Genomic DNA, 18,743 nt, shown 5'->3' on the forward strand with positions numbered 1-18,743 from the left:
AAGAGGGCCCGGCATACCCGGGTCGCAGCGAGTCGATTTTCCCTGGATCGATCGGAAGGACTATTTTAGAATCAGGCTGCTGCGGAAGGCGGATGTCTGACGGGCGCCCAGTAACGGAGAAGAAGAAATGATGAATGGTCGATGGAGCGCATGCAGACTGGTGGTGCTGCTCGGCATCCTCTGGGCGGGCGGCAGTCAGGCGGGGGAGCCGGACTCACTTGCGCTGTGCCAGGCCCAGCCGTTCGACGCCAAGATGCAGTGTTATCAGCGGCACTTGGAAGCCGTGCTTCAGGCAGAGGGGACGGAGGCAACGCTGACCCTGTTGGAGCAGATCACCGTCCGGGATCCTGAGGCGTTGCGGGAAGCTCATCCGCTCGTTCATTACGTCGGCCAGCGTTCGTTTGCGCGCTATGGAACCGCACCTTTGGCGCTCTCCCATTGTCGGGACGTGTTTTGGTCTGGCTGCTACCACGGGGTCTTGCAGGCCTTCCTCAGCAGCCTTGAGACCGTCGAGCCACAGCATATTCTGCCCCTGTGTCCGATCAGCGAGACGGTCTCCGCCTATTCGTTTCAGCGGTATAACTGTCTCCATGGGTTGGGCCATGGCCTGACCATTCAATTTCGCTACGACCTACTCAAGAGCCTGGCCTTTTGTGATGCGTTGCCGGGCAGTTGGGATCGGGAGTCCTGCTATGGCGGCGTCTTCATGGAAAACATCGTCACGTTCCAGCAGGCACAACGGGCGCAGCCGGCGCAATCGGGCAGCGAACATCATCACCATGAGGCGACGAGCTTCCTCAATCCTCAAGACCTCCTCTATCCCTGCTCCGTCTTGAATGAGAAATATCTGCGAGCCTGTTATCTGATGCAGACCTCCGCCGTGCTGACCTTCCTGAATTATGATTTTGCCCAGGCCTTCACGCAGTGCGCTAGAGTGGAGGGAGAGCATCAGACTACCTGTTACCGCAGTTTGGGCCGTGACATCAGCGGCTACACGTTGCGTGATGCGGTGCGGGTCAACGAATTGTGCCGGCTGGGGCAGGCCGACCAGATTCGGCAATGTTTCATCGGTGCCGTGAAAGACTTCATTCTCACCGACGCCAATCCGGACCCGGGGCTCGCGCTCTGCCGAAGCCTCGACGGGCCGTTCAAAAGAGACTGTTATGCCACCGTGGGTGAAATGGTGATTCCTCTCTTCGACGACAAGGAGAAGCGGGCGCAAGCCTGCCGCAAAGGCGAAGACGAGTATGTTGATGCCTGCCTTGCAGTCGCCACGGCCTTTTAGCGAGGGCCTTTCGGAACTCCCGGCCCAGTCACGCCGCTCGGATCCTGCCCCTGATCAGCCTCGTATCTTGTAAAGCACGAACCACATCTCGGTAGTGACAAGAGCGTCTGGCTCACGGCGTATCGCTGGTAGCCACGTACCCCCACTCTCCATTTCAGACGATAGGCTCTTTTCTTCGACGAGATAGGAACGACGCTTCACGGTCGCCGAGGGATTCGCGGGGAATCCGTTCGAGGTCAGGCGCCAGGCGGTGCCGGGACCTGGATCACATGAAAATCCTTTTGCGCGATCATACGGCCGTTCATGCGGAGACGAAATTCATAACGACCGGGCGCGGGGAAGAGGAGGGCGGGGATGTTGATACCGAAGTCGGAAATCTGCAAGCGATCTCCAATGACGATGTCGGGGAGCGATGCGCGGCAGACCAACTGGTCTGTATTGACGAACATCAGATCGATTTCGACGCGATAGGTGCCTTCGGCGTCGGTCATGCAGAAGTACAGGCCGAGCTGATGGTGCTGAAACGGGAACGTCACCGACTGAAGGTGGGTGAATAGGCCGATCAGAGATTTTTTCTTGGTCAGGCTATCTTCGATGACGCAGTCGCAGACGAGGAACGCCTGCACGCTGGGCGGCGAGACGTCAGTCATGCGATCCGGCCATTGTCAGCCGAGCACCGCGGTGCCGCCGCGGGCCTCGAAGACATCCCCGAACAGCGTATGGGTGGAGCCGATGCGACAGAAGTGCGACGTGATTTCGATGAGCTGGCCGCGGTGCGAATAGAATTTCCCGGTCGCCACGTGGATTTTTTCACCGGGTGCGACAGCGGCTTCCAGGACCGTTTCGCCGGTTTCCTGGTCCGTGACTTTGAGCCATGGCAGATTGGGAAAGAGGGTCGGCGGGGACTCGCTGGTGTTGAGTGAAAATCGATTGCCGTCGTTGAACGCCCAGCGATTGCGACGCAGATGGGCCACATGATTGCCGCTGCCGTCATAGAGGTCGATGGTCAGCAGGATGCGCTCCTGATCCGGCGCAAGCTCCAGCACGAGCTGTTCTTTGCCCTGAACCCGGATGACTCCGTTGGTGTTCCGGAAGATGTTGGAGCCGAGCCGGATTTCCAGGCTGTGCTTGTGCCGATCCGATTCGGCTTCATGGGAAGCGTGGGCTGGGTCAGGTTTGCGTAGTTCCATGCGTAGAGATCTAGGGCGACCCGATGACCTGTTGAGCGACGCACTCGACCATACGTTCTTGCCTGAGCAAGTCGGGAGCAAGGTAGGCCCTTGGCGGGGCGCTGTCAAGTCCGTTCTGGTCGGGCTAGGGAGAGGCGGGGCCTTCGCGCTCGTCGGAATCGGTGGCGGTTACACAGACGGTGACTTCCTGTTCCGATTGGTCACGCAGCGGAATCATGACGACTTGAGACACAGCCGCTCCGCCGGTCTTTCCAGACGCAGGGACGACCTTGCCGATGACCGGGCCATCCCCGGCGTTATAGTAAATGGTGGTATAGGCAAGGTTGGTCAAGGGTTTGCCGTCGGTGCCGGTCGTGGGTTCGGTGTAGGCGACCGTGACGGTCGAATGTGGCGGCTTCACGCGGACCTTGGTGGTGGCTCCGCATTTGGTCCAGGCGCTTGAATAAGGAGGCGCGATGGTTCCTTCCAGAAAACTCGCCCCGCAGCCGGCTAGTGAGAGAAAGGCCGGAAACAGACCCGCGATCAAAACCGTTCGGAGCCGAGTGGAGCGTAGAACCATATTCCTACTTTAGGCCAATTCAATAGGCTCCGCAAGCAGTAGGAGCTCATTCCGAGTGAGCATCTGCGATCATCGGTCATCAGGTGGCTTCTCATTGACTTGCTGTTTGAAAAGCCAAAACCCGCTATGGTACAGTCCTGCTCTTTCAGTCGCCTCGCAGATTGCCTCTCTGGTCCCATCGTCTAGCTTGGCCTAGGACGGAGCCCTCTCAAGGCTCAGACACGGGTTCAAATCCCGTTGGGACCACCAACCTTTCTCCCTGATCTTCTGCAGCGTTCGCGACTTTGCTGAGTTCCGGCCTGGCGAGGGCTGACCCCTCATAGGACAATTCATAGGACATGACTCGGATTTCGCCTAGAAGAGTTGTCAGGACTACACGGGGAGTTCTGTTCCTGATTGCTTTGTTGGCATGATGTCTCATGCTCACAGACTGCTCGCTCATGCTTCGTAGTGGCAACCTTTGCCATTGCGACGGCAGACGTGATTCCAGGCTATGAGCTTTTCAATTGGGGCTTTTCAGAGATTGAAAGCGTATTCCCAGTGGATTGGCCCTCTTCTGCTACCAGTCAGCCCTTTCTTGTATTATCCACAAGACTTTGAGCGCAACATACTCTACGATTTCCACCCTGCTATACTCGGAGGGACGGCGGTCAGCAATCTCCAAGGTGTCACTTGTGCTCCAACAGTTTAATAGGGCCTTGGAGCGAGAGTTTCTCGGGGAGTCGAGCCATGCTATGGGGTGAGTTGTTGCTATGGCAACGCTGGATCGCCATCGGAGAGCCGCATACTTACTAATGCTGCTTTTGTCTATTACGTTGTCGACAGCTGTAGCACTAACTCTATCTGGGTTTGCTTTCGTAAATGGTGGTATTCCATCCGTTTATAAAATCTGGACAGAAAGGCCACAGGTAAATGAAGGCTATCCCCTTCCAGCCCTGGCGCTTGGTATCCCGATTGGGATAGTCAGTGGCTACCATTTATGGGCTTGGCTCATCAAAAGATTTAACGTGCTGACAGACGATGAGTTTGCCAAATATAAGGATTCGAAAAAAATAGGCTGATTTTTCGCGAAGTCTGCCGCCTGGTTCTTGACGGCAGAGTGTGTATCCTCAGTCACTCTTGATCCGGACGATTCAACCCTGCCCGAACTGAGTGCCTTTCTCTGATCTAAACGATTTTAATGTCGGTTCACATTTCTCTGGCTCAGTCGGTGTCAGTTCGTTCCTGAATAGTCTGAAATGCTTGCTTCCGATCACATCCTGCTGGGACAACGTCCCGATCGATTGCGCTTGTGCTAGTTCTCTCGTCTGCTGAGCCGTATGGAGCCGCGAATACGTCAATGCCCGCCCAGGCTGGGTGATGACGTACGTCGCGTCCTGCTGGTTGAGCGCGGGCATCGATCGATCACCGGTGCGTAAGTAGACGGGCAAACTCGGCGGCTGAAATGACCGGCACGCCGCTGTAGTGTGAGGCTTCGAAATCCTTATCCCCGGTGACGAAATATTCAGGCGGAGGTGTGGTCGCCATGAGATCGAGGAATGGTCGATTATGCGCATCACGCAGGGGGGTGTTGGTGGGATGGGGATCGACGAACTGAACTTCGGCTTGGACGGGATAAACGCTCGCTGGATTTTGGTGCGCCGCAGGACGGCTTCCAGTTCCGCAAAGGTATCGGGGCTCATGTGGGGATGAGGCGGCGCTGTAAGACGGCCTGGATGATCCGTGCAGGAGGCCCTGTGGCGGACAACAGGCCGCACACGAATATATTGGTATCAAGAACGACGCGCACGCGCGCGCCGAACCGCTGCAACCTCAGCGGCAATCTGTTCGGGGGTGACGCCCAGTTCGCGGGTGACGCGGCGTAACTTGCTGACCATACGGGCCAGCTTCTTACGACTTGCCGCTCTGGCCGGCGATTCCAGGATCAGGACCTGGGAGTCGCGATGTGCCACGACAGCTTTTCCCCACCCCTTTATCCAGGAGGAGGGAATCACCACGCCTTCTTTGGTGTACGTTACGGCTTTCATCGGTAGTCCATTCCTAATACCCACACGAAGCATAGCATGGTGCTGCAGCTTATTCGTCAATAGTCGGGGATCTTTCGAGCCGTTCGACCGTTGTACGTCGCCGCCTATTCGGACAGCTTGATTGCGACCGTCCCCTGCCGGACCACTTCCTTTCAACCTCACCCGCTGGATACCTCCACTCCTTTCGTCCGAGGCCATGGAATGTGGGTGTAGCGACGAGTGAGGAGCCTGCTGAAAATAGCTGCTTCGATTGACTGTGAAAAAATCACGGCTAAGGTAAGGATGGCCGCGCAGAGATGTCGGCACGAAGTTACCTTGCAGGCGTGCGCGGTGATGCGTGACACAGAAAGGAGATGGCATGAGCAAAGGATTGTTAATGGTGTTGGCAGGGCTGTTGATGGCGGGGCAAGTCAGCGTGGCCCACGCTGTCAATCCGGACAACGGCCCCGGATGCGGATTGGGTAAATTGGCCTGGGCGGATTACAAAACGCCGAAAAACATTGCCCCTCAAGTCATGATGGCCACCACCAACGGCACGTTCGGCAGCCAAACGTTCGGCATCAGTTTCGGTACGTCCGGCTGCACCAACGACGGCAAGGTCATGGCTGGCCAGCAGACGAACGTGTTCGTTGCCAGCACCTTTGACACGTTGTCTGAAGATATGGCGAGGGGCGGCGGGGAGCATCTCGCGGCCTTGGCAACGTTAATGGGCGTTCCGGTCGAGCAGCAGCCGGCCTTTTTTGCCATGACGCAGCAACAGTATCAGATGCTGGTTCAAGCCGGTGAAACGTCTTCCGTGGCAGTGGTCAAAGCGCTTCAGGATGCCGTGAGCGGCCACTCGATGGTCGCCCAGATTTCCGATCGACCTTGATCGCCTGCTGTGTTCCCCTGATCTTCCCCTGTCTCTGCGGGGAGTGTGATCGCCATGGCGGGTCTGGCCTGTTCCGTCAGATCCGCCATGGCGCTCCCCGTCACCTCGTCGGATCGGCTGTCTTACTCGCCCGCTCCCTGCCCCTGTTCCTGGCCATTGTGTCCCGGAATGGTTCTCCCATGTCTCCCCGTGGAGTCGGCTTGAAGCCTCCAGCCTGAGGGGAGGATAATGAACGTCCTGTGACGACACAGCCCTCCCACAGATTGTTGCTGTTTGCGATTGTTGTCCTTGGCCTCGGCCTGTACACCCTCGATTTGTATCTCCCGCTGGGAATCGGCAATGGAGTGCTCTATGGAGGACTCGTAGTGCTGTCCTTAGCGCTTCCGGATCGCACAACCCCGATTCTTGTCGCCAGTACCTGCTCGGTGCTGGCTCTGTCGGATGTGTTTTTAGGCGTCACCTTTCCCAACGTGCCGCTCTGGATGGGACTGAGCAATCGCATGTTCAGTCTGACGGCGATCTGGTTTCCGGTGATCTACGCGTTCCAACGCCGGAAAATTGAGGAAGCACTGCGCAGTGCCCATAGCGAACTGGAACTGCGTGTGGGCGAACGGACGCGTGAGCTGGCATTGGTCAACCAGGCGCTCGTTGAAGAGATCGGCGAACGCATGGAGACGGAGCGGTCCCTGCGGGAAAGCGAGTCCTCTCTGAAAGTGAGTCAGGAGGAGTTGCAGCATAGTCGAGAGGAGCTCCGGGCGCTGGCCGGCCAATTGTTGACGGCCCAAGAAGGAGAGCGCCGCCGTATCGCGCGGGATTTACATGATGATGTCAACCAGCGACTGGCCATGTTGGCCATGGACCTTCGGCGGATTGAGAAAGGGGAAGTGGGTGATCTGGCCGCGATTGAGGGGCTGGTACGATCGATTACCCGTCGCCTGACCACGGTCTCGGATGATGTTCGCCAGATGGCCTACCGGTTCCATCCATCCATTCTTGATGACTTGGGACTTGTGAAAGCCGTTCGTCGGCTGGTGGATGATTTTTCCGCAACGACCAAGATTGAAGCGGTGTATGTGCATCACGATGCCGTGAGTCCGGTGCCGACCGAACTGGCGACCTGCGTGTACCGGATTGCGCAAGAGAGCTTGAATAACGTCGCCCGTCATGCGCAGGCCACGGAAGTGGAAGTCGAATTGATTTGTGACGACGAGGTCATTACTCTTTCGGTCCGAGACAACGGCGTGGGGTTCGATTCGCAACAGGCGTCACAGGGCCTGGGACGCCTGGGATTGTTAAGCATGAAAGAGCGAGTGCGGTTGGTGCGAGGCACCTTGACCGTGTCGACGGAGCCCGGCCGCGGCACGCATCTTGAGGTCTGTGTTCCGCTTCCAGGTGGTGCTTATGTCTAAAGCGCGTGTGCTCTTGGCCGACGATCATTCCCTGGTGCTGGAAGGGTTTCGCCGCATTCTCGACGACCAATGTGAGTTAGTGGGGATGGTGGGGGATGGCCGCGCCCTGCTGGAAGCGGTGGATCGAGTCCATCCCGACATTGTCATACTTGACGTGTCGATGCCGCTGCTGAATGGCATCGATGCCGCTACACAACTCAAGAAGACTCACCCCTCGATCAAAGTTATTTTTGTCACGATGCATGCTGATGCCGACTATGTCCGATCGGCCTTCGAGGCCGGCGCCTCGGGCTATGTGCTGAAGCGATCGGCGGTCGATGAATTAGAACAGGCGATACGGGCGGTGTGGGCCGGGCACACCTACATCACGCCCTTGATCGCCAAAGATCTGCTGGATGTCTTGCTCACGTTGGGAGCGGGACAGGCCCAGCAGAGAAAGACACTCACCTTTCGCCAGCGTGAAGTATTGCAATTGCTGGCTGAGGGCCGAACGGCCAAAGACATCGCCCTCCGGCTCAAGATTTCCACACGAACCGTCGAGTTTCATAAAGCCCAGCTCATGGAACAACTGAATCTTCATACGACGGCCGAATTGATTAAGTATGCGTTAACACACGGATTCATTGCCTCTTCCTAGCTCCCGAGACACCTGTCCAGGGCCCTTCGCGGCCTGTACCTTTTTCAAACCCTCGTAATCTTCTGTCCAAAACTATCGGGCTTTACGAGTTCCCCGTCCCGGCGGGGTGCACTACAAAGAACCCTTGGGTTTCCAACGCCTTCGCACAAGGTGACCGGTATGCCCGACTCACAGGGAACGTGGCCATGAGCCGGAGTGATTGTCTGATCGCCATGTTCGGTCGCCCCGTGTGGTTGCGTTGCAAGCTCTGTCAACGGGTGAATCCTGTCACGGAGGAAGACCCTACCCGAGCTCGCTGGCTGGAGGAGGGGGCCGCGATGGAACAGCACCGCGTCAGTCCTGCGGATCTGTGGTGGTTCCAGACAGTCTGTGAATGCTGCCAGCGCGCACAGAAGGAGTTGAATTCTGTTCGATAGTCATCTAGCCGATATTCCGATAGAGCGTAGTGGGGTTGACTGTGCCGTCGCACGACGATCCCAGCGTGCAACTCGGCAATTTCGTGGCAGTGTGACCGGTATGGTCGCCACTCTGCCTGGGGCAGAGCTCCGTTCGTTTATCGACGAGATGATGGCGGCGGTTGCGGCTTTCCCCCAGGCAACCGACCTTTGGGAGGGGATCCGTGCCGACTGTGAGCGAGAATGTTCAGCGATTCCTCTTGGAAAGGGGACCCTGGCGCAGGCTATTGAATGGGAAATCCTCAAGCTCCAAAGTCGCCTCGCCGCTGCCATGCCACGCCCCGACGCGCCTCCCCTCTTTCGCAACCGGCATGTGCACGTCGGCATGCTCATCCGGCTCTGGCGATCTCTGGCACGGGAAACAGAGGAATGGCTGGCTGCGCAGGGGTATGAGACCTTGCTCGACGTCGGGCCGTGGGGAGGATTCAATTTTGTGCTCGAGCCGGATGGGTATACGCGTATGCCCTTCGCCCGGCTGACGCTGGCCGTGGGCGGGCTTTCCGTCACCCCGCTTCATGAACAAGGCGGGCCACTGTTTGAGTATCTGTTGCCGCGCTATCGGGCCGAATTATTGACGGCAGGGATGGTGTTTCCCGACGTGTGGACGTATCAGTTTCCCAAGCGAGATGCGACTGGCCGATTGCTGGAAATCTCCGGTACGCATTACCTGCCGGACCATAGCTACGATCGCCGGACCTTCATCAAGGTGCGGGCGTCACGGGCGTGCGAGACAGTAGAGGAAATCGCCTTGCAGGATTTTCTGATTCTCCTCGAACGTCTGCAGTTCACCAGCGATTGGGTCGTGTATCGCGAGCAGACCAAAGATGTGGATGCCCGCTTCGATCTTCAGGACTTTATTTCACTGAATCACATGGTCGAAGGGATTTATCAGCGCTCTGCGGCTGAAGACCGGCTGCTCCATGAGATCAAAGATGCGTTCCGTGGCGCCATTCGCACACCGCAGGTGGTGCACCACTATCTGGGCCACGTGAGCAGATTGCGCTGGGTGGAGAATCTTTATTGGGCGCTGGCTGAGGCGGCGCTCGGCGTCAAACGCTACCAGCGGATGGTGTCGTTCGATCGCGAGGTCTGTCCCCGGATTCCTCCCCGGCTCCTGATTCCTGTTCGCCGCCACCTAGAGGCCTACCACGGGCGACTCAACCCTTTCGGTCAGACTTCTGGGTTGCCCTGCTGATTACCGCTTCACGGCTTCCAGCGTCCCGATCGTACCGGTAACCCTGTGTCGACGACAGCGGTAGAATCCGGCGGTTGCCAACCATCCCTCGGCCTCTTTCCAGGCATAGCAGTGTCCCGTGTCGGTGAAGGCGTACATCAGAAGCGAAAAGATGGCGGCTTCGGCGGGACGGATTCCGGCGGGGTTGAGAAAGTACTCCACGATAAATAGTTTTCCACCCGGCCGTAGCGATTGATATATCCGGCGAAGCAACCGGCGGTTTTCCTTCTCGCTAAAATCGTGCAGCACGTTGGACAGCAGGGCGACATCGAAACCGGTTGCCAGCGGCAGCGTGAAGAGATTTCCTGTCTGGACTTTGACCCGATCCGTCAACCCTTGTTGCCGGATCAACCGTCTGGCGACCGCCACCGACTGATCGATGACCAGTCCCTGCAAGGTCGGGTAGTGCCGGGCCAGCGCGATGGCATAAGAGCCTGCCCCACCCCCGAGATCGAGAAATCGTGCGGCATTTCGTGGGAGCCGAAACGAAGCGATTGTGGGGGGAGCCAAGACATGGCTGCGTTCCTGCATCGCGAGCGCGAATCGCCGTCGGAATTCGGCGGTCTTCGTGACCGTCGCCCATCCGGGGCGGCCTCGGCGAATTGCCCGCGCCATGCCTGTCCAGTCGGACCAATGGTGGTTGAGGAGCCACAGGAGGTTGGTGATCGCCAGCGGGCTGCGATTATCGAGAAACTTAAGGGCCAATGGGGTGTTCCAGTATCGGCCCGCTTGCTGGCGAAGCAGCCCGAGTCCCGCCAGGGCCTGCAGTAACAACCTCATGCCTTCTTGAGTGGTTCTGCACGACCTGGCGAGGGTGTCGCCTCGACGTCCGCCGCTTCCGATCGCGGTAAACACACCAAGTTCGTTCGCGATGAGGAGTACTTTAGAGTCGGCGTATCCGTTTGCCAGACCCATGAGCTGCTCGTAGGTCACAGATCCTCCTGCTGAACGGCGGCGGCAGACAAGGCCGCTCGCACCCTGTGCGCCACGCCCTTCGCGAGCCTCGCGGTCACTTCCCGCTACAGACTCGAGGCAACACGTGCCCATTGTAGCTATTCTTCTTGGAAGAGGCATTCCGAATCCTCGAGAACGATCTTTCTTCCCCGCCGCCGGTTCTGGTAGAAGTCTGACATGGTCAATGTGATTGGGCTGGGCGCGATCGCCGGTCTCATTCCGGTCTATCTCGGCATCCTTGCGGCCCTGTTTTTGGGCAAGGTCTTGCCGCGGACTTGGGAGGGCGGGCTGATCGGCGTGGCGAACGGTGTCTTGGTGTACCTCTTTTTCGATCTCATGCACGAGGCGACCGAGCAGACCGGCGCACGTGATGTGGTGTCGTGGGCGGTGTTTCTCGGGAGTCTGGGGGTGAGTTTCGTCGGATTGGTGGCGTTGGAATCGAGCCAGGTCTTCGGCGGGCGCTCAGGAAATCGCATGCTGTCTCTGCCCTACATGATTGCGGTGGGGATGGGCTTACATAATCTCGGCGAGGGGCTGGCCATCGGCGCCAGCTACGCCAGCGGTGAATATACGCTGAGCGCGTTATTGGTGGCGGGTTTCGGTCTGCACAACGGCACCGAGGGTTTCGGTATCGTGGGCGCGGCCGGCAAAACGCCGATGTCCTGGCGCGATGTCTTCTTGTTGGGGTTGATCGCCGGGCTCCCGACCTGTGTCGGGACATTTCTCAGCGGGCAAGGGGTATCTTCCTATTTCTCCATCTGTTTTTACGCGCTGGCAGCCGGTTCGTTGCTGTATGTGGTGCTCTCGCTGACGGTCATGTCCTATACGGCGACGCGCCGGGTGCAGGTTGCAGCGGGCATTTTTGCAGGTATCAGTCTCATGTATGTCACGGCGATGGTGTTAGCATTGGTCAGCGGCGTTCGCAGCTGACGGCCTGCGCCATCCACAACGTCTTTTCCCTCCCGTTTTATTCGCGCAGCCCCAGCGTAATGTTCGTGTTGTTCACGGTGCACCTCCGCGGTCAGACAGCGGGGCAACCGCGGACGCTCCGCCGGTGCTTCAATTGACCCCGCGACGCTCGGTTGTGTATAAAATGACCTGCTCGATCGGAAGACTGATTTTTTTCGGGAGGCTCTCATCATGGCGGGACGGGAATTTCACGACGGTGCCACCGATGGCTTGGAGGCGCTCGAGCCTCTCGACCCCGAGAAGATCCATTCTTTTTCGGAACTGCTGGAGGCGATGCGGAAGACGGCCTTCGGTGGCCGGCGTCTGGGCGAAGCATACGAAACACTCGCCGCAATGATCGAGGATGCCGATTGTAAGGTGGTGTTGACGCTTTCAGGCGCCATGACCATTGCGAAGATGGGCAAGATCATCAGCACCATGATCGACCGCGGCATGGTGGATGCCGTGGTCTCGACCGGCGCGCTCGTTGCACATGGCCTGAGCGAATCGGTGGGCAAGCTTCACTACCGGCACGACGCGTCTCACAGCGACGAGGAGTTATTCCAGAAGGGATACAACCGCGTCTATGATACCCTCGAAATGGAGTCGAACCTCAATTACGTCGAGCATGTCGTTTCATTGACCCTGAAACGTATCAACACCGAACAACCCCTCTCGTCACACCTCCTCACCCGGGAACTCGGCAAGACGCTGGCCGAAGAATTTGAGGGCCCTGGCATCCTCAAGAGTGCCTATTTGAAAAATGTGCCGGTCTATATTCCTGCCTTTACCGATTCAGAAATGGGGCTGGATGTCGGTACCTGGGCGATGGGCAAGCGGATGGATCAGGCTCGCAGCCAAGTGAAGGACGGTGGAGACACGGCGGTCTTGCGCGCGCTGCACCAGACCTGTCCGGACTTCAACCCCTACCTCGATCTCAATCATTACGCGGAGGAAGTCCTGGGGTCGAAGCGCCTCGGCATTTTCACCATAGGCGGCGGGGTGCCGCGCAATTGGGCGCAACAGGTGGCGCCGTATATCGAGATCAGCAACACTCGTTTGGGACTCAACGTGCAACCGCCACGCTTTCATTATGGTGTGAGAATCTGTCCCGAGCCGGATTATTGGGGTGGCTTGAGCGGGTGCACCTATCAAGAAGGCATCTCCTGGGGCAAGTTCGTGCCGCCGGCTGAAGGGGGACGTTTCGCCGAAGTGCTCAGCGATGCCACCGTGGTCTGGCCGCTGCTCATGGTCGGGCTACTGGAGCGAATCCGCGCCAAGAGTGTCACGGCATGACCCCCGTGACGGCGTGGCTTCTTCGGGTCGGGGCGTCGTGTTTCCTGTTCTTGCTTGTCGCGGGAGCGGCTCTGGCTGCGAGTTCGCCGGCGATCGATCATCGTATGCGGGGCAAGGCGGATGCGCCGGTGACGCTGATCGAGTATTCGGACTTTACCTGCGGGTACTGCCTCAAGTTTTTCAAAGAAACCTGGCCCAAGATTCAGGCTCGGTATGTCGACACGGGCAAGGTGCGGTTTCTCTATAAAGATTATCCCCGCGCCGATCAGGGGCCAGGGGTCACCGCTGCGCTCGCCGCTCGTTGTGCCGGCGATCAGGGAACCTATTGGCCGATGCATGACCGATTGTTTGCGGCAGACGGGCGGTTGGATGTGGACAGTTATTCCCAACATGCCAAGGCGATCGGACTCGACCAATCGCAATTCCGGCAATGTTTGCGTGATGCTCCGCATATGCAGGCGATCTTTCACGACCGGGATGAAGCGAATTCCTGGGGATTTCACGGCACGCCCGGTTTCGTTCTGATGCGCACGGCCCAGCAGCCGACGACCAAGAATCCGGCTATTGCGATTCCCGGCGCGTTTCCTTTTGAAGCCTTCGAGGAAGAAATTGAGAAGCTGCTCGCGCCGGCGGGAGCGAAACAGAAATAACGGTTCTCATGCGGAAGAAAGCCAGGACTGTGACGAGACTCATCGTTTAGCCAGGAAAGAGGAAACTGCACTATGGCGTCGAAACAAGCCTTTTGGTCTGTGCCTGCAAAGGATGGAGAGCCCGATTTATGGGTGTGCATGTCCTGTTTGAGCGAGGCGTTTTGTCGGAAGGTGCCCATGCCGGCCTGTCCGACATGCCACGGCGTGTCGACCTATGAAGCCTTTACCTTGGCGGCGGTTCAGGATTGGGGAACCGAGGAATTAATCGCCAAGGCGGTGGCGGCTCAGCGTGATGCGGCGGCGATCAGCGCTGCAGCCCCCGCGACACCACCACTGGAATCCGTGCAGTAGCGATTCTCCCTCTCCTGGAGTAAGTCCGTTGGAAGATGGACGTCCATTTCTGATCGGCGGTCGGTGGTCTCACACCGCCACGACTGCTCCGGTACACAATCCCTACACAGGCGAGACGATCGCTCATGTCTGCCAGGCCGGCCCCGCCGAAGCGGAGGCGGCAATGCAGTCGTCCGTCGAGGGCGCGGCAGCGATGCGCCGGTTGTCCGGCTATGCGCGCTCGACTCTGCTTCAGAAGGCCGCTCAGGCCCTCCAATCCAAGCAGGAAGCGTTTGCACGCACCATGATGGCTGAGGCCGGCAAGCCCCTGACCGATGCGCGTCGCGAGGTCGGCCGTGCCATTCAGACGTTCTCGATTGCTGGGGAAGAAGCCAAGCGCATCGGGGGTGAAGTGGTTCCGCTCGATTGGTCTCCCGGGATGGAGTCGTATTGGGGGGTGACGCGGCGATTTCCCATCGGGCCGATCCTTGGAATTACCCCGTTCAACTTCCCGCTGAATCTCGTCGTCCATAAGGTCGCTCCGGCCTTGGCGGCGGGTAACTCGATTCTCATCAAACCGGCTCCGCAGACACCTCTGACATCGCTCCTCCTGGCGGAGCTGCTTCTCGAAGCGGGCGTTCCACCGGGGGGGCTCAATGTGTTGCCCTGCGATAACCGGGTGGCGGAGCAACTGGTCGTTGATTCCCGGTTCAAGTTGCTGAGCTTTACCGGTAGCGCGCCGGTAGGCTGGATGTTGAAAGCCAAGTGCGGCAAGAAAAAGGTGGTGCTCGAATTAGGCGGGAATGCCGCCGTGATCGTCGAGCCGGACGCCGATCTGGATTACGTGGCGCAGCGTTGCGTGACCGGGGGATTCAGCTACGCGGGGCAGACCTGCATTTCGGTCCAACGGATCTTTGTGCACGAGTCGGTTGCCGCAGCGTTTACCGAAAATCTTGTGGCTCGTGTGGAGCGGTTGGAAAGCGGAGATCCCGGCGATGAACGCACGGTCGTCGGCCCGCTCATCGATGCGGGGGCTGCACAGCGCATCGAAGGCTGGATCGGGGACGCCGTGGCCCAAGGTGCCAGGGTGTTGGCGGGCGGAACGCGGGTGGGGTCGGTCGTTCGGCCGACGGTCTTATCCCAGGTGACTCCCGGCATGAAGGTGTCCTGCCAGGAAGTGTTCGGTCCGTTGGTGACGATTACACCCTATCGGGAGTTTGATGACGTCTTGAAGGCCGTCAATGAGTCGGACTACGGCTTGCAGGCGGGCCTGTTCACCAGCAGCATCGGGCGAATTTTCCAAGCATTTGAGCAGCTGGAGGTCGGCGCCGTCCTGGCGAACGAAATTCCGACGTTCCGCGCGGACCATATGCCCTATGGCGGGGTGAAAGACTCCGGCATCGGACGTGAAGGGCTCCGGTATGCGATCGAAGACATGACCGAGCCCAAGTTGCTGGTCATGAATCTCCGCAGACCCTGAAAGGCCTGGGCCGAGGCAAAAAAACCCCGCCGCCGTATTGCGGATGCCCCACAAACTTGATACAACTTTCGCGCGTGTCGCCGCATGATCAATTGCGTGGCACAAGGCCTGTGACAATTCTTCGAACACTCAGGGTGGAGTGATTTCGACGAGGGATGAAGAGGGAGACCTACATGGTACCAACACACATGTTTTTGACGAGGGGCGTCGGGGTGCACAAGGAAAAGCTGGCTGCGTTCGAGCAGGCCTTGCGTAGCGCCGGCGTGGCCTATTGCAACCTCGTCAGTGTCTCTTCGATTCTTCCTCCCAATTGTAAAATCCTCCCACGCAAGCGCGGCGAGAAATTGTTGAATCCCGGCGAAATCACGTTTTGCGTCATGGCCAGATCGGAGACCAACGAGCGCAACCGGCTGATTTCCGCATCGATCGGTTTGGCGATTCCGACGGATCGCGATACCTATGGCTATCTTTCCGAGCACCATGCGTACGGTGAAACGGACGAAGAGTCCGGTGAATACACGGAGGACCTGGCGGCACAGATGCTCGCGACCACGCAGGGCATCGAGTTCGATCCCGATGTTGCCTGGAAAGAGCGTGAGCAGGTCTTCAAGATGGGCGGTAAAATCGTGCGGACCTTGAATATCACGCAATCGGCGGTCGGTCGTCCGAACCGGTGGACGTGCGTCATCGCCTTGGCGGTGTTTATCCCAACGGAAAACATCCCCAAGAGTCTTCGGAACAAGGCCTAGCGGCGGGCGGCATGGCGCTCCCGTCCGGATGGCTTGGGCTAGCCGACAACTTTTTGGGGATCGACGAGCCCTGGTGTCATCCCGATCAGGCCGGCGTCTACGTACTCCCGGCTCCCTACGAACATACCTCCAGTTATATCCTCGGGTCCGATCGAGGCCCCTCTGCGATCATCGAAGCTTCTCAGCAGGTCGAGTTATACGATGAGACGCTCCGCTACGAGCCCTACCGTGAATGGGGCGGTGTGGCGACCGCAACTACATTGGATCTCAATGGGCGGGTCGATGGCCCGGCCGTCCAGGCTATTCAGGATTTTGTGCAGCCGCACGTAGGCCGCGGGAAGTTTCTGGTGACCCTGACCGGTGAACATACCGGCGCCTTAGGGGCGATTCGGGCGCATGCCCGCAATTATCCGGGGATGTGCGTGGTGCAGATCGACGCCCATGGCGATCTCCGCCAGGCCTATCAGGACAATCCCTACAGTCATGCGAGTGTGATGGCCCGCGTGGTGCAAGATGGTTTGCCCTTGGTGCAAGTCGGTGTTCGCTCGATCAGTCCGGAAGAAATCGATCTCATTCAGAAGACCCCACAGATCCATACCTTTTTTGCCGCTTCGATTCTGGATCCGTCCGGGCCTTATGAGGGGCGGGCTGCTCGCTGGATTCCAGAGGTTCTGGCTTCCTGCACCGGGCCGGTCTATCTCACCTTCGATTGCGACGGACTCGATGCGTCGATTGTGCCGGCATTGGGTACGCCGGAGCCTGGCGGGTTGGGCTGGTACGATACCCTCGCGCTGGTGACCGCGCTGGCAAACGGTCCCGGCATCGTCGGCATGGACATCAGCGAGATCGCGCCCATCGAAGGGTTTGTCGCGCCCCAGTTCAGCATCGCCCGTTTGATCTATCGAATGCTGGGACGGATTCGTGCCGGCCGCCGCGTGCATTGACTCCCACATTGTGAACCGTCGCTCGTGACGCGTCTTTCGTTGGAGAGCGGAAGGTATCGCTTGCGAGAAAAGGTCCGGGCACGGAGGAATCCCTGTCTGTGTGTTCGGGGCGAGGCTTTTGTTCCTGCGCTCGTGGCGAGATACGATGGACCCTTCACGAAGAACGGCTGACGCGACTTCATTTCCCTGCCATGCGCATCAATAAATTCTTTACCGAGCAGGGGCTGTGTTCGCGGCGGGAGGCCGATCGCCTCATTGCCGAAGGGCGGGTGACCATCAACGGCCGGGTGGCCAAGCTCGGCGACCAGGTCTCGCCACAGGATGCGGTTGCGCGCGACGGCGTTGTGCTGCAGCGCGGGAATCGTGCGGTGTATCTCAAGTATCACAAACCCGTCGGAGTGACGACGACCACGGAACCGCATGTCCGCCGGAACATCATCGCCGAAATCGGCCATGCGGCCAGAATTTTCCCTATCGGACGGCTCGACAAAGATTCCTCCGGCCTCATTCTGCTCACGAATGACGGCGATATCGTCAACGAGATCCTGCGGGTCGAGCATGGGCATGAGCGGGAATATCGCGTGGAAGTGGAACGGGAGTTCGACGAGACGTTTCTTTCTCGGATGGCCCAGGGGGTGACCATTCTGGGAGTACGCACCAGGCCTTGCACGGTGGCGCGGCTCGGCCCCCGTCGCTTCCGCATCATCCTGACGGAAGGGCGCAATCGGCAGATCCGGCGCATGTGTCAGGCGCTCGGCTATCGCGTCGTGTCATTGCATCGCGTGCGGATCATGCACATCACCATCGAGGGTTTGCATGCCGGGCAATGGATGGATTTGACTCACGATGAGCGTAGCCGACTTTTTCGGGCTCTCGGCCGGCCGGATGCTGCGTCGATGTAAGCAGGAATGGGGGCGCCGGGTTGGACCTAACGAGTACGAGGGGTTATCCCTCGCTCGGCAGGCTCCGTGGTGAGCCCGGATGGGGCGTTTCTTCAGGTCGTGAGGAGGGCAGTTCCTGTACACGCACCGGACGGGTGAGAAACAGGTTCAACAGCGCGATGAAAAAACTCCCGCCTACGATCCAGTAACTGGTCTTCACGATCGTTTTGGTTCCTTCTTCCCGCATGTCCTTGGCGACCTCTGCCACCGTCTCCAGCAGGCGGTCCAGCGCGAGACTCACCTGCATGACTTTCGGCCCTCCATTGTCGGCAGCATGAATTTCGGCTTTGCGACGCAGTTCCGCTGCTTCAGCTGCGGAGCCGGCCCTCCATTCCTGGGCCAGCAAATCAATGGTCTTGCTGGCGACATGGAAGTACTGATCAAGGCTTTCGCGAACCGCTTGAATGTCTTTCTCCTCGCTCCGTCCGCTCCGTGACACACGCAGACCGGCTGCGGCGTATCGATCCACGGCATGTTGAATGCGTGCGCGTTGCGTCGGCAACGATTCGGTAATTCGTTCGAAGGTGGTCTGGTTCTCGGCCTCCAACGACCGGATGATCGTATTTCGATAGCGAATGACGTCCGCTGAAATATGGGCGAGGTCCGCCGCACCCAGGGTGTACTCGGTGTACATGATGCGCAGATCCTGATCGATACGGCTGAGCGCCTGCCCGCTGACCCATCCCAACCCCGCGATCAGAAGACTGATGATGAGTTGGTTCGTAGTGGGAAAGGATAATTTCAGACGTGATGCCAATGACACAAGCATTCCTTTCGTCAGGCT

General features: G+C 58.7%; 20 protein-coding genes and 1 tRNA gene. 15 read left to right on the forward strand and 6 right to left on the reverse strand.

What is annotated here, in order from left to right; genetic code table 11:
- The first annotated feature begins 127 nt into the window (after positions 1 to 127).
- Complete coding sequence (locus H8K11_11040; GenBank protein ID MCS6264281.1) at positions 128 to 1,285, forward strand: hypothetical protein; 1,158 nt, start codon at positions 128 to 130, stop codon at positions 1,283 to 1,285.
- A gap of 236 nt (positions 1,286 to 1,521) precedes the next feature.
- Here the strand turns inward: H8K11_11040 and H8K11_11045 are convergent, their stop codons facing one another.
- From H8K11_11045 to H8K11_11055, 3 genes are all read right to left on the reverse strand, one after another.
- Positions 1,522 to 1,935, reverse strand: coding sequence for a hypothetical protein (locus H8K11_11045; GenBank protein MCS6264282.1), 414 nt, complete (start codon positions 1,933 to 1,935; stop codon positions 1,522 to 1,524).
- Between the two features lie 15 nt (positions 1,936 to 1,950).
- A complete protein-coding gene (locus H8K11_11050) occupies positions 1,951 to 2,475 on the reverse strand; it encodes a hypothetical protein (GenBank protein ID MCS6264283.1) in 525 nt (174 codons plus the stop codon).
- A gap of 124 nt (positions 2,476 to 2,599) precedes the next feature.
- Positions 2,600 to 3,034 carry a hypothetical protein gene (locus H8K11_11055; GenBank protein MCS6264284.1) on the reverse strand — a complete coding sequence of 145 codons (435 nt, stop codon included), beginning with the start codon at positions 3,032 to 3,034 and terminating at the stop codon, positions 2,600 to 2,602.
- A 171-nt stretch (positions 3,035 to 3,205) separates the two neighbouring features.
- Here H8K11_11055 and H8K11_11060 point away from each other — a divergent pair.
- Positions 3,206 to 3,283 (forward strand) — tRNA-Glu (locus H8K11_11060).
- A gap of 503 nt (positions 3,284 to 3,786) precedes the next feature.
- Positions 3,787 to 4,095: a hypothetical protein gene (locus H8K11_11065; GenBank protein MCS6264285.1), complete on the forward strand. Its 309-nt coding sequence runs from the start codon at positions 3,787 to 3,789 to the stop codon at positions 4,093 to 4,095.
- Positions 4,096 to 4,806: 711 nt separating this feature from the next.
- Here the strand turns inward: H8K11_11065 and H8K11_11070 are convergent.
- Complete coding sequence (locus H8K11_11070) at positions 4,807 to 5,061, reverse strand: hypothetical protein (protein ID MCS6264286.1); 255 nt, start codon at positions 5,059 to 5,061, stop codon at positions 4,807 to 4,809.
- Between the two features lie 358 nt (positions 5,062 to 5,419).
- Here H8K11_11070 and H8K11_11075 point away from each other — a divergent pair, with 358 nt between their 5' ends.
- From H8K11_11075 to H8K11_11090, 4 genes are all read left to right on the forward strand, one after another.
- Entirely contained in the window at positions 5,420 to 5,932 is a 513-nt protein-coding gene (locus tag H8K11_11075; protein MCS6264287.1) for a DUF3015 domain-containing protein, read from the forward strand.
- 239 nt (positions 5,933 to 6,171) lie between these two features.
- Positions 6,172 to 7,341, forward strand: coding sequence for a sensor histidine kinase (locus tag H8K11_11080; GenBank protein MCS6264288.1), 1,170 nt, complete (start codon positions 6,172 to 6,174; stop codon positions 7,339 to 7,341).
- A complete protein-coding gene (locus H8K11_11085) occupies positions 7,334 to 7,978 on the forward strand; it encodes a response regulator transcription factor (protein ID MCS6264289.1) in 645 nt (214 codons plus the stop codon). The genes H8K11_11080 and H8K11_11085 overlap by 8 nt, the downstream gene beginning before the upstream one ends.
- A 516-nt stretch (positions 7,979 to 8,494) precedes the next feature.
- The gene (locus H8K11_11090; GenBank protein MCS6264290.1) at positions 8,495 to 9,628 is read left to right on the forward strand and encodes a hypothetical protein; all 1,134 of its coding nucleotides are present in this window, start codon (positions 8,495 to 8,497) and stop codon (positions 9,626 to 9,628) included.
- Here the strand turns inward: H8K11_11090 and H8K11_11095 are convergent, their stop codons facing one another.
- Positions 9,629 to 10,600, reverse strand: a complete 972-nt coding sequence (locus tag H8K11_11095; GenBank protein ID MCS6264291.1) for a methyltransferase domain-containing protein — start codon at positions 10,598 to 10,600, stop codon at positions 9,629 to 9,631.
- A 198-nt stretch (positions 10,601 to 10,798) separates the two neighbouring features.
- On the opposite strand from H8K11_11095, the gene H8K11_11100 reads away from it, so the two are divergent.
- From H8K11_11100 to H8K11_11135, 8 genes are all read left to right on the forward strand, one after another.
- Positions 10,799 to 11,551 (forward strand): zinc transporter ZupT, encoded by a 753-nt coding sequence (locus H8K11_11100; protein MCS6264292.1) that lies wholly within the window; start codon positions 10,799 to 10,801, stop codon positions 11,549 to 11,551.
- A 210-nt stretch (positions 11,552 to 11,761) separates the two neighbouring features.
- The gene (locus H8K11_11105; protein ID MCS6264293.1) at positions 11,762 to 12,865 is read left to right on the forward strand and encodes a deoxyhypusine synthase family protein; all 1,104 of its coding nucleotides are present in this window, start codon (positions 11,762 to 11,764) and stop codon (positions 12,863 to 12,865) included.
- On the forward strand, positions 12,862 to 13,515 hold the full coding sequence (locus H8K11_11110; GenBank protein MCS6264294.1) for a DsbA family protein: 654 nt from the start codon (positions 12,862 to 12,864) through the stop codon (positions 13,513 to 13,515). The genes H8K11_11105 and H8K11_11110 overlap by 4 nt, the downstream gene beginning before the upstream one ends.
- Before the next feature lie 72 nt (positions 13,516 to 13,587).
- Positions 13,588 to 13,866 carry a hypothetical protein gene (locus H8K11_11115; protein ID MCS6264295.1) on the forward strand — a complete coding sequence of 93 codons (279 nt, stop codon included), beginning with the start codon at positions 13,588 to 13,590 and terminating at the stop codon, positions 13,864 to 13,866.
- A gap of 28 nt (positions 13,867 to 13,894) precedes the next feature.
- Positions 13,895 to 15,325: an aldehyde dehydrogenase family protein gene (locus tag H8K11_11120; protein ID MCS6264296.1), complete on the forward strand. Its 1,431-nt coding sequence runs from the start codon at positions 13,895 to 13,897 to the stop codon at positions 15,323 to 15,325.
- A 173-nt stretch (positions 15,326 to 15,498) separates the two neighbouring features.
- Positions 15,499 to 16,074 (forward strand): arginine decarboxylase, pyruvoyl-dependent, encoded by a 576-nt coding sequence (locus H8K11_11125; GenBank protein MCS6264297.1) that lies wholly within the window; start codon positions 15,499 to 15,501, stop codon positions 16,072 to 16,074.
- Positions 16,075 to 16,085: 11 nt separating this feature from the next.
- Positions 16,086 to 17,018 (forward strand): agmatinase, encoded by a 933-nt coding sequence (gene speB / locus H8K11_11130; protein ID MCS6264298.1) that lies wholly within the window; start codon positions 16,086 to 16,088, stop codon positions 17,016 to 17,018.
- Between the two features lie 191 nt (positions 17,019 to 17,209).
- Positions 17,210 to 17,920: a pseudouridine synthase gene (locus tag H8K11_11135; GenBank protein MCS6264299.1), complete on the forward strand. Its 711-nt coding sequence runs from the start codon at positions 17,210 to 17,212 to the stop codon at positions 17,918 to 17,920.
- A 43-nt stretch (positions 17,921 to 17,963) separates the two neighbouring features.
- Here H8K11_11135 and H8K11_11140 read toward each other — a convergent pair whose 3' ends face one another.
- Positions 17,964 to 18,722: an MCP four helix bundle domain-containing protein gene (locus H8K11_11140; GenBank protein MCS6264300.1), complete on the reverse strand. Its 759-nt coding sequence runs from the start codon at positions 18,720 to 18,722 to the stop codon at positions 17,964 to 17,966.
- Positions 18,723 to 18,743: the final 21 nt, after the last annotated feature.

The sequence above is a fragment of the Nitrospira sp. genome, from assembly GCA_024998565.1.
Lineage (GTDB): Bacteria > Nitrospirota > Nitrospiria > Nitrospirales > Nitrospiraceae > Nitrospira_A.

Coding starts and splice junctions, on each gene's coding strand:
- H8K11_11040 (MCS6264281.1), top strand. CDS start 128: ATGATGAATGGTCGATGGAGCGCATGCAGACTGGTGGTGCTGCTCGGC.
- H8K11_11100 (MCS6264292.1), top strand. CDS start 10,799: ATGGTCAATGTGATTGGGCTGGGCGCGATCGCCGGTCTCATTCCGGTC.
- H8K11_11055 (MCS6264284.1), bottom strand. CDS start 3,034: ATGGTTCTACGCTCCACTCGGCTCCGAACGGTTTTGATCGCGGGTCTG.
- H8K11_11075 (MCS6264287.1), top strand. CDS start 5,420: ATGAGCAAAGGATTGTTAATGGTGTTGGCAGGGCTGTTGATGGCGGGG.
- H8K11_11070 (MCS6264286.1), bottom strand. CDS start 5,061: ATGAAAGCCGTAACGTACACCAAAGAAGGCGTGGTGATTCCCTCCTCC.
- H8K11_11050 (MCS6264283.1), bottom strand. CDS start 2,475: ATGGAACTACGCAAACCTGACCCAGCCCACGCTTCCCATGAAGCCGAA.
- H8K11_11045 (MCS6264282.1), bottom strand. CDS start 1,935: ATGACTGACGTCTCGCCGCCCAGCGTGCAGGCGTTCCTCGTCTGCGAC.
- H8K11_11115 (MCS6264295.1), top strand. CDS start 13,588: ATGGCGTCGAAACAAGCCTTTTGGTCTGTGCCTGCAAAGGATGGAGAG.
- H8K11_11085 (MCS6264289.1), top strand. CDS start 7,334: ATGTCTAAAGCGCGTGTGCTCTTGGCCGACGATCATTCCCTGGTGCTG.
- H8K11_11065 (MCS6264285.1), top strand. CDS start 3,787: ATGGCAACGCTGGATCGCCATCGGAGAGCCGCATACTTACTAATGCTG.
- H8K11_11105 (MCS6264293.1), top strand. CDS start 11,762: ATGGCGGGACGGGAATTTCACGACGGTGCCACCGATGGCTTGGAGGCG.
- H8K11_11090 (MCS6264290.1), top strand. CDS start 8,495: ATGGTCGCCACTCTGCCTGGGGCAGAGCTCCGTTCGTTTATCGACGAG.
- H8K11_11125 (MCS6264297.1), top strand. CDS start 15,499: ATGGTACCAACACACATGTTTTTGACGAGGGGCGTCGGGGTGCACAAG.
- H8K11_11110 (MCS6264294.1), top strand. CDS start 12,862: ATGACCCCCGTGACGGCGTGGCTTCTTCGGGTCGGGGCGTCGTGTTTC.
- H8K11_11135 (MCS6264299.1), top strand. CDS start 17,210: ATGCGCATCAATAAATTCTTTACCGAGCAGGGGCTGTGTTCGCGGCGG.
- speB (MCS6264298.1), top strand. CDS start 16,086: ATGGCGCTCCCGTCCGGATGGCTTGGGCTAGCCGACAACTTTTTGGGG.